Origin of the sequence: Nocardioides sp., assembly GCA_037045645.1 — a bacterium.
Classification (GTDB): domain Bacteria; phylum Actinomycetota; class Actinomycetes; order Propionibacteriales; family Nocardioidaceae; genus Nocardioides.
This window is the reverse complement of record JBAOIH010000011.1, coordinates 123,497-139,124: the sequence shown is the minus strand read 5'-3', so window position 1 is coordinate 139,124 and position 15,628 is coordinate 123,497. Positions and strand designations below refer to the sequence as shown.

General features: G+C 68.0%; 17 protein-coding genes and 1 pseudogene. 10 read left to right on the top strand and 8 right to left on the bottom strand.

Annotated features, from left to right (window positions below):
• The first annotated feature begins 21 nt into the window (after window positions 1-21).
• Window positions 22-1,255 (top strand): annotated as a pseudogene (locus V9G04_18720) (ATP-binding protein).
• 34 nt (window positions 1,256-1,289) lie between these two features.
• Here the strand turns inward: V9G04_18720 and V9G04_18715 are convergent.
• Together V9G04_18715 and V9G04_18710 are read right to left on the bottom strand one after the other, a co-directional pair.
• A complete protein-coding gene (locus tag V9G04_18715) occupies window positions 1,290-2,426 on the bottom strand; it encodes a hypothetical protein (GenBank protein MEI2715262.1) in 1,137 nt (378 codons plus the stop codon).
• Between the two features lies 1 nt (window position 2,427).
• On the bottom strand, window positions 2,428-2,928 hold the full coding sequence (locus V9G04_18710) for a SigE family RNA polymerase sigma factor (GenBank protein MEI2715261.1): 501 nt from the start codon (window positions 2,926-2,928) through the stop codon (window positions 2,428-2,430).
• A gap of 87 nt (window positions 2,929-3,015) precedes the next feature.
• Here V9G04_18710 and V9G04_18705 point away from each other — a divergent pair, with 87 nt between their 5' ends.
• Window positions 3,016-3,501 (top strand): DUF4112 domain-containing protein, encoded by a 486-nt coding sequence (locus V9G04_18705; protein MEI2715260.1) that lies wholly within the window; start codon window positions 3,016-3,018, stop codon window positions 3,499-3,501.
• A gap of 1 nt (window position 3,502) precedes the next feature.
• Here the strand turns inward: V9G04_18705 and V9G04_18700 are convergent, their stop codons facing one another.
• Window positions 3,503-4,126: a hypothetical protein gene (locus V9G04_18700; GenBank protein MEI2715259.1), complete on the bottom strand. Its 624-nt coding sequence runs from the start codon at window positions 4,124-4,126 to the stop codon at window positions 3,503-3,505.
• Entirely contained in the window at window positions 4,123-4,296 is a 174-nt protein-coding gene (locus V9G04_18695) for a hypothetical protein (GenBank protein ID MEI2715258.1), read from the bottom strand. The genes V9G04_18700 and V9G04_18695 overlap by 4 nt, the downstream gene beginning before the upstream one ends.
• Before the next feature lie 42 nt (window positions 4,297-4,338).
• On the opposite strand from V9G04_18695, the gene V9G04_18690 reads away from it, so the two are divergent.
• Window positions 4,339-5,115, top strand: a complete 777-nt coding sequence (locus tag V9G04_18690) for a glycerophosphodiester phosphodiesterase family protein (protein ID MEI2715257.1) — start codon at window positions 4,339-4,341, stop codon at window positions 5,113-5,115.
• A gap of 27 nt (window positions 5,116-5,142) precedes the next feature.
• Entirely contained in the window at window positions 5,143-6,069 is a 927-nt protein-coding gene (locus V9G04_18685) for a DUF5926 family protein (protein ID MEI2715256.1), read from the top strand.
• A 292-nt stretch (window positions 6,070-6,361) separates the two neighbouring features.
• Here the strand turns inward: V9G04_18685 and V9G04_18680 are convergent, their stop codons facing one another.
• The gene (locus V9G04_18680; protein MEI2715255.1) at window positions 6,362-7,591 is read right to left on the bottom strand and encodes an arginine deiminase; all 1,230 of its coding nucleotides are present in this window, start codon (window positions 7,589-7,591) and stop codon (window positions 6,362-6,364) included.
• Window positions 7,592-7,630: 39 nt separating this feature from the next.
• Complete coding sequence (locus V9G04_18675) at window positions 7,631-8,233, bottom strand: TMEM165/GDT1 family protein (GenBank protein MEI2715254.1); 603 nt, start codon at window positions 8,231-8,233, stop codon at window positions 7,631-7,633.
• A gap of 77 nt (window positions 8,234-8,310) precedes the next feature.
• Between V9G04_18675 and V9G04_18670 the strand changes: the two genes are divergently transcribed.
• Window positions 8,311-9,090, top strand: coding sequence for a VOC family protein (locus tag V9G04_18670; GenBank protein MEI2715253.1), 780 nt, complete (start codon window positions 8,311-8,313; stop codon window positions 9,088-9,090).
• A gap of 3 nt (window positions 9,091-9,093) precedes the next feature.
• Here the strand turns inward: V9G04_18670 and V9G04_18665 are convergent, their stop codons facing one another.
• Entirely contained in the window at window positions 9,094-9,939 is an 846-nt protein-coding gene (locus tag V9G04_18665) for a prephenate dehydratase (protein MEI2715252.1), read from the bottom strand.
• Between the two features lie 30 nt (window positions 9,940-9,969).
• Between V9G04_18665 and V9G04_18660 the strand changes: the two genes are divergently transcribed.
• Window positions 9,970-10,371 carry a DUF4446 family protein gene (locus V9G04_18660; protein MEI2715251.1) on the top strand — a complete coding sequence of 134 codons (402 nt, stop codon included), beginning with the start codon at window positions 9,970-9,972 and terminating at the stop codon, window positions 10,369-10,371.
• Window positions 10,372-10,393: 22 nt separating this feature from the next.
• Entirely contained in the window at window positions 10,394-10,879 is a 486-nt protein-coding gene (locus V9G04_18655) for a nitroreductase family deazaflavin-dependent oxidoreductase (protein MEI2715250.1), read from the top strand.
• A gap of 10 nt (window positions 10,880-10,889) precedes the next feature.
• Here the strand turns inward: V9G04_18655 and V9G04_18650 are convergent, their stop codons facing one another.
• Window positions 10,890-12,467, bottom strand: a complete 1,578-nt coding sequence (locus V9G04_18650; protein MEI2715249.1) for a YegS/Rv2252/BmrU family lipid kinase — start codon at window positions 12,465-12,467, stop codon at window positions 10,890-10,892.
• 103 nt (window positions 12,468-12,570) lie between these two features.
• On the opposite strand from V9G04_18650, the gene serS reads away from it, so the two are divergent.
• The 3 genes from serS to V9G04_18635 are packed head-to-tail and all read left to right on the top strand — an operon-like array spanning window position 12,571 to window position 15,627.
• Window positions 12,571-13,851: a serine--tRNA ligase gene (serS, locus tag V9G04_18645; GenBank protein MEI2715248.1), complete on the top strand. Its 1,281-nt coding sequence runs from the start codon at window positions 12,571-12,573 to the stop codon at window positions 13,849-13,851.
• Between the two features lie 7 nt (window positions 13,852-13,858).
• The gene (locus V9G04_18640) at window positions 13,859-14,806 is read left to right on the top strand and encodes an HAD family hydrolase (protein ID MEI2715247.1); all 948 of its coding nucleotides are present in this window, start codon (window positions 13,859-13,861) and stop codon (window positions 14,804-14,806) included.
• Window positions 14,788-15,627: an HAD family hydrolase gene (locus tag V9G04_18635; GenBank protein MEI2715246.1), complete on the top strand. Its 840-nt coding sequence runs from the start codon at window positions 14,788-14,790 to the stop codon at window positions 15,625-15,627. The genes V9G04_18640 and V9G04_18635 overlap by 19 nt, the downstream gene beginning before the upstream one ends.
• Window position 15,628: the final 1 nt, after the last annotated feature.

The following is a 15,628-nucleotide window of genomic DNA, read 5'->3' as shown; positions in this document are numbered from 1 at the left end:
ATATCGACATACGGTGACATCGTGGATCCGATTCGCAACCCGTACGCCCCCGGTGCGGGCCAGCGCCCGCCCGAGCTCGCCGGCCGCGACGAGCAACTCGCGGCGTTCGACGTCGTCCTGCAACGGGTGGCGAGGGGACGCCCCGAACGCTCCCTCGTCCTCACCGGCCTGCGCGGTGTCGGCAAGACCGTGCTGCTCAACGCGCTGCGCTCGGCTGCCGTACGCCGCAAGTGGGGGACCGGCAAACTCGAAGCCCGCCCCGACCAGGGGCTGCGCCGTCCGTTGAGCAGTGCGCTGCATCAAGCCGTACGCGAACTCGGCCACCCGGATCAGGACTCGGTCGACCAGGTGCTCGGTGTGATTCGGGCCTTCGCCCAGCGAGATGCGGGCGCGGGCGCGCGACTCAAAGACCAGTGGAGTCCCGGCATCGACGTCCCGGCCGCGCGTGGACGCGCCGACTCCGGTGACATCGAGATCGACCTGGTGGAACTGCTCTCCGATGTCGGCGGGCTCGCGGCCGACACCGGACGTGGTGTCGCGGTCTTCCTCGACGAAATGCAAGACCTCGGCCCCGACGACGTCTCGGCGCTCTGCGCGGCCTGCCACGAACTCTCCCAATCGGGACTGCCGCTGATCGTCGTGGGAGCCGGGCTGCCGCACCTGCCCGCGGTGTTGAGTGCGTCGAAGTCCTACTCCGAGCGCCTCTTCTCCTACCAGCGCATCGACCGGTTGCCGCGCGCCGCCGCCGACCAGGCGCTCGCGGCGCCGGCCGCCGACGAGGACGCGTCGTACGAAACCGCCGCCCTCGATGCGATGTACGCCGCGACCGGCGGCTATCCGTACTTCATCCAGGCCTACGGCAAGGCGGTCTGGGACCGCGCCACGGCATCACCGATCACGGCCGAAGACGTCGCGGGGGCAGCGCCGGAAGCCGAGGCTGAGTTGGCGGTGGGATTCTTCGGCAGTCGGTACGAGCGTGCCACTCCCGGGGAGCGGGAGTACCTGATGGCCATGGCCGACGTCGAGGAGTCACAAAAATCCGCCGAGGGGTCACAAACTCACGCCGAGGGGTCACGAACTCCGACAGATTCGGTCTCGACCGCCGACGTGGCCACTCATCTCGGCAAGAAGCCGCAGTCGTTGTCGGCCAGCTCGCGACGCCTTGCTCAAGAAGGGCCTGATCTATTCCGGCGAGCGCGGCCGGATCGCCTTCACGGTGCCGCACTTCGGGAGATACCTGCGCGAGCGGGGATGACACGCGCAGTTCGTGACTCCTCGGCGGGAGTCGCTCACGGCGCTGCGATGAGTACGCATTCCAAGCTGCTCGGCTGGCAGCGCGCCATCCGCTCGGCGCTGCCGCCGATCTTGCGTACGGTCGCGACGACGTAGTCGTCGTCCTCCCACTGATAGTGCCGGACGACGAAGTCCCAACCGTCGGGCGCCGCCATGGCTGACGTGCCGTCCCCACCGATCGGACCGACCTCGAGGGCGTTGATCTGCTCGACTTCCCCGCCCGTGCTCCCGGCGGGCGTCGACAGACTCCACGTACCCGACGAGTTGACCGAGATGTCGTCGAAGTTGGGCAACGGCTCCCGACCCCTCGTGACGACACCGGTGTTGTCCACCGACGTGAGATAGACCTCGCCGGTCTGGCCGTCGTAGATCTCGCCCTCGTCCTCGCGAGAGATCAGACCACCGGGTGAGCTGCCGATGATGTGGATGGCCTTCGGAAGGTCCACCGTGCGATCTTCGCGCGGCACCCACATCACCGACTCACCGCCGCCTTGCACGATGACGCCACCGAAGTCGGTGACGGCGCGGACGCGAGCGTCTCGCCCAAATGTGGCCTGCCCGAACCCTTCGCCGTCAGGTGAGGTGTCAAAGCCGGTCACCACGACCTTTTCGCCTCGCAGGCTGAAGTGCGCGACGTACTTGCCGTTCGGCGAGATCACGGGAGCCTCCTGGATCGCGCCTTCGATCTCCTGCACGGACGTGCCACGCCCCCACATCCAGGTGCCGTCCTTCTTCAACGCGACGTACGCCTCCGCACCCGGATAGACCGTCCAAAACTCGCCCAGGTCCACGCCGCGCACCCATAGCCGACCGTCGACAACGTGCGGGATCGAGGGCGCATTCGTCGGGATCGGACCGGGAGCGGGGCGCTCGGTGGCAGAGGTCGACGGCACGGACTCGGTGACTGTCGGCGCAGGGGCCGGTTGCAGGTCACCACCACGACCACTCGTGATCACCGCCACGATGCCGACGATCAGCAGCACGGCCGCAGCCACCAGCAGCGGGCCCAGGAATCGGCGGGGCGCTCGCGCGGGCCGTTCGGCAGGCGTCGGCAGCGCGGGCCGGGGCGGAATCGTCAGCCCTTCCGCCAGTTCGCGAAGTTCGCGAGCAAGTTCCTTCTCCAGGTCCAACATGTCAGTCCTCCCTCCCGGACTCGGTCGTCGCCATGGCTTCGCGCAGGTTGCGCAAGGCGTCGTGGGCAGTGGATTTCACGGTGCCGCGTGAGCAGCCCAGCGTCTCGGCGATCTCGGCCTCGCTGAGTTGTTCGTAGTAACGCAGCACGATCACCGCACGTTGCCGCGGGGCCAGCGCACGGATGTGCGGCCAGATCGCCAGCCGATCCTCGATGCCAGCAGGCGCCTGCGCGGCCGGCTCCGGCACCTCGTCGCGCAAGACCTCCAGGCGCCGCTTGGCGGGTCGCCGGTCCGAGAGGAACGTGTTGGTCAACGTCCGTCGCAGGTAGGCCTGCGGCGAGTCGGCATTGCGTACGCGATCCCACGCGCCGTGGGCCTTGATCAGCGTCTGCTGGGCGATGTCCTCGGCGTCTGCATGGTTGCCGGTCAGCAGGTAGGCCGCACGATAGAGCGCGGGCCACGCCGTGGCGCCGTACTCCTCGAACGACACGGGCCTGGTCATGGTGTCCATCCTTGCCTCACCTCCACGACCCACTGACTCCGGTGTCGCGTGGGAGGTTGGGTGGGCGTACGGCCTAACGTGATGCCCATGAGTGAGCGCCAGGAGCAGGGGCCGTCCGGGCCTGACCGGATCGCGCTCAGCCGCAAGCTCGCCGTGCTCCTGGACGACCTCGTCCCGATCCCAGGCACCAAGCAGGCGATCGGTGTGGATGCAGTGATCGGGCTGATCCCCGGCATCGGCGACCTGCTGGGCTCGGGGCTCTCCAGCGCGATCCTGTACGACGCGATCCGGGCTCGGGTGCCGATTCCGACGCTGGCGCTGATGGGCTGGAACCTGATCCTCGATGCCCTCCTCGGGCTGGTCCCCGCGATCGGCGACCTGCTGGACGTGGCGCATCGGGCCAACCGCAAGAACTACCGCCTGCTGCTCGCGGCGGTGGAGAAGAACCCCGACCCCGCGCCGCCCACGGCCGGCTATCTGATCGCGGCCACCGTGCTGACCGTGCTGCCGCTGCTGGTGTCGATCGCACTCGGAATCGTCGTGCTGGTCGTGTTGTGGCGCTGGATCTTCTGAGTCAGTCGAGCACGACCTCGATCTCGTCCCCGAGCGACCACCCCTGCGTCAACGGCAGTCGGTCGCCCGAATAGAAGACGCCGGGGTCGTACCAGTTCGACTTGCGACCGCGCGCCAGCAGGCCCATCTCCTCGTACGTCACGCCGACCACTTCGGCGCAGTACGCCGACTCGAGCCGCTCTTGCCGACTGCGCGGGTCGTCCTCGATCACCGAGCGTCCGCGCAGCCAGCGCCAGGCCAAAGCGGACGTACGCGGGAACGAGGTGCCGTCCCACCGCGCGATCGCCCGCAGTGCGCCGTCCTCCTGCGCGCGCCCGGCTTCGGGAGCGAGTTGGCGTACCCAGGCCTGTTGACCGAGTTCGCGGGTCCACTTCTCCACGGCCCCGCGCAGGTCGTGCAGTTGCACGCCGCGGTGGTGATCGCCGGTCCACAGGTCGAGCAGCGACTTGCCCAACTCGGCATGCCACATCATCGGCGGCAGGTCGTCGAGCACCAGCGCCATCCCGACGTGGTTGACCGGCGCATTGGTGGCCGTACGGATCGCCTTGTCGGCCAACGTGTCGCCCCGAAATAGCCACAGATCGCCCGTACGCGTGGCGTCGACCGCTTGGTCGAGCGAGATCACCTGTTCACCTGTTCCTGGGTCGCCTCCGCGGCTCGAGCGTGCAGCCGCGCGCGGATCTCGTCTGGCGTGTACGCCCGGCGCTGGCGCTCCTTGCGCGCCGCCAGCACCCCCGTCGCGGTCAACCCGACGACGCCCGCGAGTCCGATCCACTTCCACCATCGACCTGCCATGGCGGCGAGCGTAAAGGTGCGCGCTGGCTCTAGGGTTGCGCCATGCCACGGCCGCAGGTCGTCGCCCACCGGGGCGCGAGTCACGAGACCGCCGAGCACACGCTGGGTGCGTACGTCCAGGCGTTGGAGGCGGGTGCCGACGCGATCGAATGCGACGTACGCCTGACCGCCGATGGCCACCTGGTCTGCGTCCACGACCGCGACCTGAGACGTACGGCCGCCAACAAGGGCGTCGTCTCGACGATGGACCTCGCCGACCTCGACCAGTTCGACTTCGCCAGTTGGAAGAACCCGTGGGGCGAGGATCGAGAACTCACCGACGAGCACGTCGACCTGCGCAAGGTGCTCACGTTGCGCAGGCTGATCGAGACGGTGCTGGCCTGCGATCGACGCGTCGAGATGGCGATCGAGACCAAGCATCCGACCCGCTATGCCGGGCTGGTGGAGCGCAAGCTCGCCGCGATGCTGAGGGAGTACGACCTGGCGGGCCCGGACTCGCCGGTGCGGGTGATGAGCTTCTCGTACAACGCTCTGGGCCGGATGCGACGGCTGACCCCCGACCTGCGGCTGGTGATGCTGATCGAGCGCAAGCGGCTGTGGCCGATGCTCAAAGAGGTCATCCACGACGACTGGATCCTGGGGCCGGGTGTCGAGCTGCTCAAGCATCCGAGTTTCGCCGAGAAGATGGTGCGCAGTCGGCGCGAGTTGCACGTGTGGACGGTCAACACCGAGGCCGACCTGCGGTTGTGTCTCGATCTGGGGGTCAAGGCCGTGATCACCGACCGGCCCGCCTTCATGCTCGACCGCCTCGGTGGTTGAGCCGGTGCTCGTCTAGGTTTGGCGACCATGGGCAAGAAGTCGCGCAGCAAGCAGCAGCAACCCGCCGCAACCGGTGACGGCCCCAACCCTCGGCAGCCATGCCCGTGCGGGTCGGGCAAGCGCTACAAGGCCTGCCACGGGGGGAGTGGCGCGATCTTTGTCGCGCGTCCGTTCGAGGGGCTTCCGGGCGAGGCGGACATCGTCGCCCTGCGGGAGTTCGTCCCGGCCGGGACGATGTCGTTGACGCTGTCGAGCGATGCCTCTCGGGAGGTGCAGTTGTGCACCTTGCTCCCGGGCGCGCTGCCGGCGCTCGTACGAGAGAACGGCGCGGTGTGGCTCGGCTTGCAGGTGCAGCACAACTTCGGTGACCCGGCGCGTGATCTGGGTGCCGTGCTGACCAAGGCGCTCGCCGCGACCGAGGCGGGTCCGATCGGCATCACCGAGCCTCCCGGCGAGGGTCCGCGTCTGCAGGATCTCGTCTCGGACGCGGGAGCCGCGACCGTGCACGACGACTTCAACTTCTGGATCGCCGATGTGGAGGACGTCGACGGTTCGGCCGCACACTCCCTCGAGCACGCCAACGAGTCGATCACCCCCACGGCTCGTCTGACCGAGGTCGAGTCGGCGTACTGGACCAACGTCGGCACCAAGGAGCACCTGCGCTGGGTGATGCTCGAACCCGAGGGCAACATCCTCAACGCGCTGGCAAAGCTGCACGTCTCGGGCGACGACGTGCTGGTCCCGGACTCGCGTCTGGTCGGGATGTTCCGCGCGCACGGTCTGCTCGTACCGGTCTGGGATCTGCCGGTCGGCACCGGCCCGGAGGCGATCGAGGCCCCGGCCGCGAAGTTCAAGCAGTTGCTGGACGAGCATCTGGCGGCCGACGCCGACCTGACCAGCGAGGAGCGGTCGGCCAAGGCCGGCCTGGCCAACCGTCAGGTGACCATCCGCTAGGTCCCGCCCGGCGATAGTCCAGTGCGGAAATGGTCGCGTTCAGTGCTCTAAGACGACCATTTCGCACTGGAGTACGCGGGCGGGGAAGCCGGGGTAAAAGTTTCAACTAGTCGGCCGGCGTGCTGGCCTTCCGCGCGGCGTACTGACTAAGGTCTTCCCTGCCCGGTCGTTGTCGTCTCCCCCGTCGACAGCGGCCGGGTCTCTGCATTGCCGAGGGGTCACAAGATCCCGCCGAGGGGTCACAAAATCCCGCCGAGGGGGCACAAACTCGCGCCGCGGACTCTGCGCAGCCTCACCCCAACGGCTCGCGCGAGATCGGGCACGACATGCACCGCGGGCCACCCCGACCACTGCCGAGTTCGCTGCCCGCGATGCGTACGACCTCGATCCCGGCTGCCTCCAGCCGGTCGTTGGTCTCGTCGTTGCGTTCGTACGCCACCGCGACTCGCGGCGCGAGTGCCAAGGTGTTGTTGCCGTCGTCCCACTGCTCGCGTTCGGCCGTCACCGGGTCGAGTCCGGTGTCGATCTGGTGCAACTGGTCGATCCCCATCGCAGCGGCGGCGGCGATCAGGAAGGGCTGGGGTCCGGTCGTACGCAACTCCAGTTCGGTGTCGTCGTCACTGCCCGCCGGGCCGCCCACCAGCGTCACGGTCCAGGCTTCGAGGGTGTTGGCGATGTTGGGGTACATCACCACCTTGTCGGTGTCGACCATGGTGCAGATCGTGTCGAGGTGCATCGTCGCGCGCTCCTGGGCGATCGGCACCGCGAGCACCGTGGTGGCCAGGCCGGCCTGGAACACCTGTCGGGCCAGGCGCTCGGCGCCGGCGGGAGTCGTACGCTCACCCACGCCGACCGCGATCACACCGGGAGCGAGCAGCAATACGTCGCCACCCTCCACATGTTCGTGGTGCCAGCCGTGGATGGTCGGCGTCCCCGCGAACCGTGGATGGCGGGTGTAGATCAGCTCGGTCAGCTGCGTCTCGCGCATCCGAGCAGGCATCGCCAGCGAGGTGATCGCGACCCGGTCGCGGATCCACACCGACGAGTCGCGGGTGAACAGCAGGTTGGGCAGCGGGTCGATCAGGAAGTCGTGGGTGTCCAGCAACGAGGTGACCAGGCCGAAACCGCCCTCGACCTCGTCGTTGCGGATGCCAGCCGTCAGGTGCGTGGTGAGTTCGTCCGGGCTGGCCGCGGTCAGCGCATCGGTGAGGTAGCGCCGCAGCGTGTCACCCAGGTGCAGGCTGCCCAACGCGCTGGTGATCGCGAGCGCACGGGCCTCCTCCTCGGCGAACGTCTCGGTGAGCAGGTCGGTCAGATAGAGCACTTCGACCCCGCGTCCGCGCAGCGTCTCGGCGAACGCGTCGTGTTCCTCCTGTGCCCGCGCGACCCACGGAATGCCGTCGAAGAGCAGCCGGTCGTTGTTGCGCGGCGTGAGCCGCTTCAGCTCAGGACCGGGTCGGTGCAACATGACGGTCTGCAGGCGACCGACCTCGGAGTCGGCGTAATGCGCTGTTTCAGACATGGGGCCGAGCCTAATGGCGCGGTTGAGCGACGAGAATCTCTACGCGAGCAGTTCGTATGTCAACACGCCCGCCAGCACCAGGCACACCAGTCCGCCGAAGTAGTGCAGCACCGAAAGGCGTACGAACCGCAGCAGCAGGCGACCCACGATCACCGCGAGACCCGAGACGACCAGCAACGCGCCCCAGGCGCCGAGGAAGACCGAGACCGGGTCGTCGTACTTCGCGACCAGAGAGATCGTGAGCAGTTGCGACAGGTCACCCCACTCGGCGGCGAACAGCACCAGGAACGACGTAGCGATGACCTTGAATCCGTGTGCGGTCGGGTCGGACTTCGAGGCGTACTCGGACTCCTGATCTGCTTCGTCGGCGTCCGCGGTCGGCGCCGAACGCAGCAAGAAGAAGGCGCCGGCGAGGAACATCACGATCGCCGCGATGTGGACGGCGTTCGCAGGCAGGAACGACGCCGCCTTGCCCAGCGCGATCGCGACCGAGGTCTGCACCAGGAAGGCGAGGCCGACGCCGATCCACACGAAGAGCGGACGCATCTTGGTCGACATGACCAGGGTGGCGATGAAGGTCTTGTCGGGCAGTTCGACGACGAAGATCGCCGCGAAGGTAAGGGCGATGACAGCCAGATCCACTCACCCATTCTCGCAGGACCTCGGTTGTTCATCCGTACGCCCTTCTCAATGTCTGTGCCCGGGTGTTGAGTGTGTGCATGGCGAAGTTCGAGTCCTACAAGCAGGGCGTGCCCAACTGGATCGAGCACAGCAGTGCCGATCCCGCGGCATCCAAGGAATTCTATGGCCGGCTCTTCGGCTGGGAGTACGACGACCAGCCGATGGGGGAGACCCCCGCGGAGGGTGTCTATTCCCTGGCCGGCATCGACGGTGACACGGTCGCCGGGCTCGGGCCGGTGATGGGGGATGCGCCACCGTCCTGGGGTGTCTATCTGGCCGCCGACGATGTCGATGCCGCGGTCGAGCGAGCGACGCAGGCTGGCGCTGTCGTGCTCGCGGGTCCCTTCGATGTCTTCGACGCCGGGCGGATGGCCTGGGTGGCGGACCCGCAGGGCGCGGTCGTCGGGTTGTGGCAGGCCCGCAACCACATCGGGTCGCAGCGCGCCAATGAGCCGGGCACCAACATCTGGAACGAGTTGGTGACCACCGACATCGAGGCGGCCACGCAGTTCTACCAGGCCACGGTGGGCCTCGACGCGGACACCCAGGACTGGCCCGGGATGGGCAGTTACACCACCTGGCAGGTCGACGGCGAGAGCGTGGGCGGTGCCTGCCCGCCGTTCGTCGAGGGCATGCCCCCGCACTGGAACGTCTATTTCAACGTCGAGGACGCCGACGCGACCTCCGCGCAGGCTCAGGGGTTGGGCGCGCAGGTGGTGCAGGCACCATTCGACGTGCCTGGGGTCGGCCGGATGGCGGTGCTCCAGGACCCGCAGGGCGCGTACTTCAACCTGATGCAGAACCCGGCCGAGGGCTGAGGCTCACGCGCGGGCGTCGGCATCGGCCGGATAGACCCCCAGGATCTTCACCTCGGTCGTGAAGAAGGCGAGCTCCTCCAACGCATTGCGTACGCCCGGATCCTCGGGGTGCCCGTCGACCTCGGCCAGGAACTGGGTGGCGGTGAACTCGCCGCCGACCATGTAGGACTCCAACTTGGTCATGTTGACGCCGTTGGTCGCGAAGCCGCCCAGGGCCTTATAGAGCGCGGCGGGCAGGTTGCGGACGTTGAAGACGAAACTGGTCACCACCGGACCGTTGCCACGTGGAGGCTGCACGAAGTCGCGCGAGAGGACCACGAAGCGCGTGGTGTTGTGGTCCTCGTCCTCCACGTCGTGGCGCAACACGTCGAGGCCGTAGATCTCGGCGGCCATCGGCGGTGAGATCGCGGCCTGGGTCGGATCGCCCGCCTCCTTGATCTCACGTGCCGCACCGGCGGTGTCGCCCGCGACGACCGGACGCAGGCCCAGTTCGCGGATCACCTTGCGGCACTGGCCCAGGGCGTGCACGTGGGAGTGGACCGTACGAAGGCCCGCCGGGTCTGCTCCTGGCAACGTCATCAGCGAGAACCTGATCCGCAGGAAGTGCTCGCCGATGATGTGCAGCGACGAGGTGGGCAGGAAGTGGTGGATGTCCGAGACCCGGCCCGCGAGCGAGTTGTCGATCGGGATCATCGCCAGGTCGCAGTCGCCACCCTCCACCGCGGCGAAGACGTCCTCGAACGACGCGCGCGCGACGGCCTCGTACGACGGGTAGTGCTCCTTGCAGACCAGGTGCGAGTTGGCACCTGGCTCGCCCTGATAGGCGATGCGGCGGGTCGCGTCAGTCACGCACGGATCCTCCCACGTAGGGTCGGCGCCATGCCGACCGTCCTCGCTGCTGTCGCACTGGTGGTGGCCTTGACGGCGTTCGTCTTCGCGGTGATCGCACTGCGTCGCCTCGGTCGCTCTCGACCCACACCGAACGCTGACGAGCTGCCCCATGACGTCCAAGGGCTGCGCCAGGAGGTCGCGGCGCTGCGTCAGGAGACGGCCGACGCGCTGCGCCATCTCGCGGTGGTCCGCTACGACGCGTTCGGCGACATGGGCGGACACCTGTCCTGGTCACTCGCGCTGCTCGACGACGAGGGGAACGGTGTCGTGCTGACCTCGATCGCGGGGCGGTCGGAGGCACGGACGTACGCCAAGTCGATCGCCGGGTGGACCTGCCACCAGCAACTCTCGCCCGAGGAAGAGGAAGCAGTCCTCAGCGCACGACCCTGAGGCTGCTCTACTCTCCTGCCCCATGAGGAATCCGCTGACCTGGGTCGCGATCAAACTCGGCTCTGCGTCGTGGCTGCATCGCTATGCGCATCTGATCGTCAAGACCGACCTGCTGATCGGGCGAGTGACGCGCGGCCGGATGACCCTGTTGACCTTCGTCAGCCTGCCGCAGGTCTATCTGACCGTGGCCGGGCGCAAGTCCGGGATACCGCGCACGACACCGCTGCTGTGTGCGCCGACCGAGGACGGCTGGCTGGTCGCCGGGTCGAACTGGGGTGGCCCCAAGCCTCCCGCCTGGGTCGGCAACCTCGCCGCGATCGAGGCGTCGGGCAAGACCGCCAAGGTCGACTGGCACGGCAAGACGTACGCCGTCACGCCGGTCGAGCAGACCGAGGCGTCGGGGCGCGACGGAGCCTGGCGCACGCTGTTGAGCGTGTGGCCCAACTACGCGCTCTATGAGCAGCGGACCGCTCGACAGATCCGGGTGTTCCTGCTGCGGCGGGTCTGATCCTCAGCGGTCATCGGGGCACGCGTACGAGCAGTCGTCCGTGCACACACTCCATGACCAACTCGGTGCCGATGCCGATGGCGTCGCCATCGAGTTGGCGCGGCGTGGCGGTCGCGGCGCGCAGGCTGACGGTGCGCCCCGTCATCCGATCGATCGACTCGTCCGTGCGGGCGTTCTTGGCCAGGATCCGGGCAGCCACCGGGATCCATGACAAGAACTTGCGCGGGTGCAGGATCACCACGTCGAGCATCCCGTCGTCGATCACCGCATCGGGCATCAACGGCATCCCGGCTTGGAGGAACCCGACGTTGCCAACCACGACCGTACGCGCGCGGTGCGTGGTGGGCTCGCCACCATCGACGGAGATCTCGATCTTGACCGCGGGGATCATCAGCGACTTCAGGCCGGAGACGAAGTAGGCGATCCAGCCGACCTTCTTCTTGAGGTCTTCGTTGACGCCCTCCATGATCGCCGCGTCCATTCCCATGCCGGCCATCACCATGAAGTGGGTCGGCGCGATCTCGTCACCGGAGACGTTGACCAGATCGATCGCCCGGTCCTGGCCGTTGAGTGCGACGTCGATCGCGGCGCGCAGATAGAGCGGGATGTCGAGGTTGCGCGCCAGCAGGTTGCCGGTGCCGGCGGGGATGATGCCGACGGGGATGCCGGTGCCGGCGAGTTCGGCGCAGACCTCGCGTACGGTCCCGTCGCCACCGCACACCAGCACCAGGTCGGCGCCGGCCCGGGCGGCGGAGGCGGCCATTCCGGTGCCAGGATCTTCGACGGTGGTCTGGTGCCAGGTCGGGTGGCTCCACCCGGATTCGGCGGCCATCGACTCCACGATGTGCTGGAACTGCGACAGGTCGTCGACCTTGACCGGATTGAGGATGACGGCGAGTTGCTTGGTCTTCTGCGGGCCGGTGATCGCGAGCGGCTCGCTGTGACGAGCATGGGAGCGAGGTCGGGGGTCGACGACCACCAGCCCGATCAACACCAGCGCGGCACCCAGGAGCGAGCCGCCGATCACGTCGCTGGGGAAGTGGCGACCCAGCAACAACCGGTCCATGCAGACCAGGAACCACACGCCGAGCAGGACCACGTTGAGCGCGCGCCGCATGCTGCGACGGCGTACGAGCATCGCGACGAGCACTAGCAGGATCCCGACGAACGCCGTGATCGAGGACGCATGGCCGCTGGGGAAGGACTTGCTGTCCAGCAGTCCCACGTTGTCCTGCCAGCCCGGCCGATCGCGACCGAGCGTCAGTTTGATCGTCGTGGTGAGCAGAGAGGTCACGATCATGACGACCACGGCGTACGCAGCGGCGCGGCGGTGGCCTTTGGCCAGCAGCGCGATCGCGAGGATCACAGTGAGCGCCGTCATCCCGATGGTGCCGAAGGCGTGCTCGATGACCCGCAGCACCGACACCAGCGGCGGGTAGTCGTCGGCCCACGCCTCCAGGTGTTTGCCCTGGATGTCGAACTCACCCAGGGGCGCGCGGTCGCGATAGACGAGAACGGTCAGCACCGCGAAGAGGATCAGGGAGACGGCTGCCCAGCCGAGGCTCCGGGTGCGCGGTCGCTCGATCACGCGGGCAAGTATGCCGCCGAGTGGTCGTACGACCCTGATCCCGGGCCTCGCGGGCGCGGATATGCGTGGCTTCGTCATCGGGGCGCCGATTAGCCTTGACCTCATGATCGACCCGAAGGTGCTCAGAGAAGACCACGACCGTGTCCGCGCCGCTCAGGCCAAGCGCGGGCTCCCCACCGACGTCGTGGACCGAGCCCTCTCGGCCGACGCGGCACGTCGGGCCGCGATCTCGGCGTACGAAACCCTGCGGGCTGAGCAGAAGCAGATCGGCAAGGCCGTCGCGCAGGCCCAAGGTGACGAGAAGCAGGCGCTGCTCGACCAGGTGAAGACCCTGGCCGCGGACGTCAAGGCTGCCGAGGCCGCCCAGGACGCGGCAGAGGCCGAGTGGAACGACGCCGTCCGTGCGATCCCCAACCCGGCCGCCGACGAAGCACCCGCTGGCGGCGAGGACGACTTCGTCGTCTTGGAGCATGTCGGCACTCCTCGCGACTTCGCCGCCGAGGGGTTCGAGCCGCGCGACCACATCGAGTTGGGCAAGCTGCTCGGCGCGATCGACCTCGAACGCGGTGCGAAGGTGTCGGGCAGCCGTTTCTACTTCCTGACCGGTGTCGGGGCGCAACTGGAGTTCGCGCTGATCAATCTGGCGATGGAGCAGGCCCGCGCTGCCGGATTCACCCAGGTAATCGCGCCGTCCCTGGTGAAGCCGCGGGCTATGGAGGGCACCGGTTTCCTCGGCCAGGCGGCCGACGACGTCTACCGGATCGAAGGCGAGGACCTCTATCTGGTGGGCACCTCGGAGGTGCCGATGGCGGCCTACCACTGCGACGAGATCCTCGATCCGAGCAGCCTGCCGTTGCGCTACGCGTCGTTCAGTCCGTGTTTTCGCAAGGAGGCCGGCTCGCACGGCAAGGACACCAAGGGCATCATCCGGGTGCACTGGTTCGACAAGGTCGAGATGTTCGTCTACACCACCATCGAGGAGTCGTACGCCGAGCACGAGCGGCTGCTCGCCTGGGAGAAGGAGTTCCTCGACAAGCTCGAGTTGGCCTATCGGGTCATCGACGTGGCGGCGGGAGACCTCGGCCTGAGCGCGCAGCGCAAGTTCGACTGCGAGGCCTGGATCCCCACGCAGGGCAAATACCGTGAGCTCACCTCGACGTCCAACTGCACCGACTTCCAGTCGCGTCGACTCGACATCCGAGTCGCCGGTGAGACGGGCAACACCCACGCGGCCACGCTCAACGGCACCCTGACCGCGATCACGCGCGCGATCGTCGCGATCCTGGAGACCCACCAGAACGCCGACGGCTCGGTCACGCTGCCCAAGGCGCTGCGGCCGTACTTCGGCGACATCGAGGTGCTCAAGCCGGTGAACCGTGCCTGATCCGTCGGTGTCCGATCCTTCAGGGCCTGAGATCCCGGTGGTTGAGGAGGCCGCGCAGCGGCCGTTGGTTCCTGAGGAGGCGACGAAGTCGGCGTCTCGAAGGGCTCGAAACCAATTTCCCAAAGTCATCGCACTCGACATCGACGGCACCCTGCTGGCGTGGGTCGAGGGGGCGGGGCAGACGTACGAAGTCATCGCGCCCCGGCTCTACGAGGCAATCGCACGTGCCGTCGCCGCGGGTGCCCACGTGGTGCTTGCCAGTGGTCGGTCACCGCACGGGATGACCGTGATCGCCGACCTGCTGGACCTGCATCTGGATCAGGTGGGAGCCCAGCGTGAAGGCGACGGGCGGCTGTGGATCGTGGCCTCCAACGGGGCCGTCGTGTTCCGTTACCCGCCCGTCGAGGTGGTGCACGAGGAGATCTTCGACCCGGCTCCCGCCGTCGAGGCCGTGCTGCGCGAGCACCCCACCGCCCTGGTCGCCATCGAGGAGCGCGGGCAGGGCTATCGGGTCTCCAAACCCTTCCCGCACGGTGAACTGTCCGGCACGCAGATCATCACCTCCCTCAAGCAACTGGTAGGGCGCCCCGTAAGTCGCGTCATCATCCGTGACCCGAACGCGACGGCGGACGACTTCGTCGACCTTGCGGGTCGCCTGGGTCTGCACGGCACCGACTACATCGTCGGTTGGACCGCCTGGCTCGACCTGGCACCGGTCGGGGTGTCGAAGGCGTCCGGTCTGCAGCACGTGTGCGACGAACTCGGCATGACTGCGGCGGACTGCCTGGCCATCGGCGACGGCCGCAACGACATCGAGATGTTGCAGTGGGCCGGTCGCGGTGTCGCGATGGGCCAGGCCATCCAGGTCGTGGTGGAGGCGGCCGACGATGTGACCGGCACCGTCCACGAGGACGGTGCGGCGCAGGAACTCGAACGGTGGTTCCCGCCGAAGTGAACCGTGCCCCTGACCGTGCCCCTGACCGTGTCCTGCCCCGCCTCGTCGCGACCGACCTGGACGGCACGTTGCTGGATCCGGAGGGTCGGCTCAGTGAGCGGGCACGCCAGGTGCTCGACGCACTCGACGCGCGCGGCATCCCGGTCGTGTTCACCACCGGGCGACCGCTGCGGTGGATGACGTCGCTGTGGGCAGCCGTGGGGGGTCACGGGCTTGCGGTGTGCAGCAACGGCGCGATCGTGTACGACGTCGAAGCCGACCGGGTCCGTGACATCCACCCGCTGCCTCGCGACAACGCGCTGCGGGTCGCGCGAGTGCTGCGCGAGCGCATCCCGGGCGTCACTTTCGCGATCGAGCACAGCGAAGGCTGGGCCAGCGAGGTCGACTTCCCCGGTCACCCTGACGATCGCACGGGCAAGCACCGCGGCCGGTTCGAGGAGATCTACCGTGACGACGTCGCCAAACTGCTGGCGGTACATCGTGAGCGCGAGCCCGAGGAGTTCTGGGCCGAGGTGGAGCGGCTCGTCGGTGACGTGGTGACGACGACCTGGTCCTCGTCGTACGCGTTGGTGGAGATGAGTGGGCTCGGGGTCACCAAGGCCACGAGTCTGGCTCGCCTGGCCACCGAACTCGGTGTCGCGCCGGAGGAGGTGGTCGCGTTCGGTGACATGCCTAACGACCTGCCGATGCTGGGATGGGCCGGCACGTCGTACGCCGTCGCGAACGCGCACGCGAGCGTGCTGGAGACCGCCGATCACGTGGTGCCCGGGAACGCCGAGGACGGGGTGGCCGTCACACTGGGCGAGATCTTCGGCCTCTGAG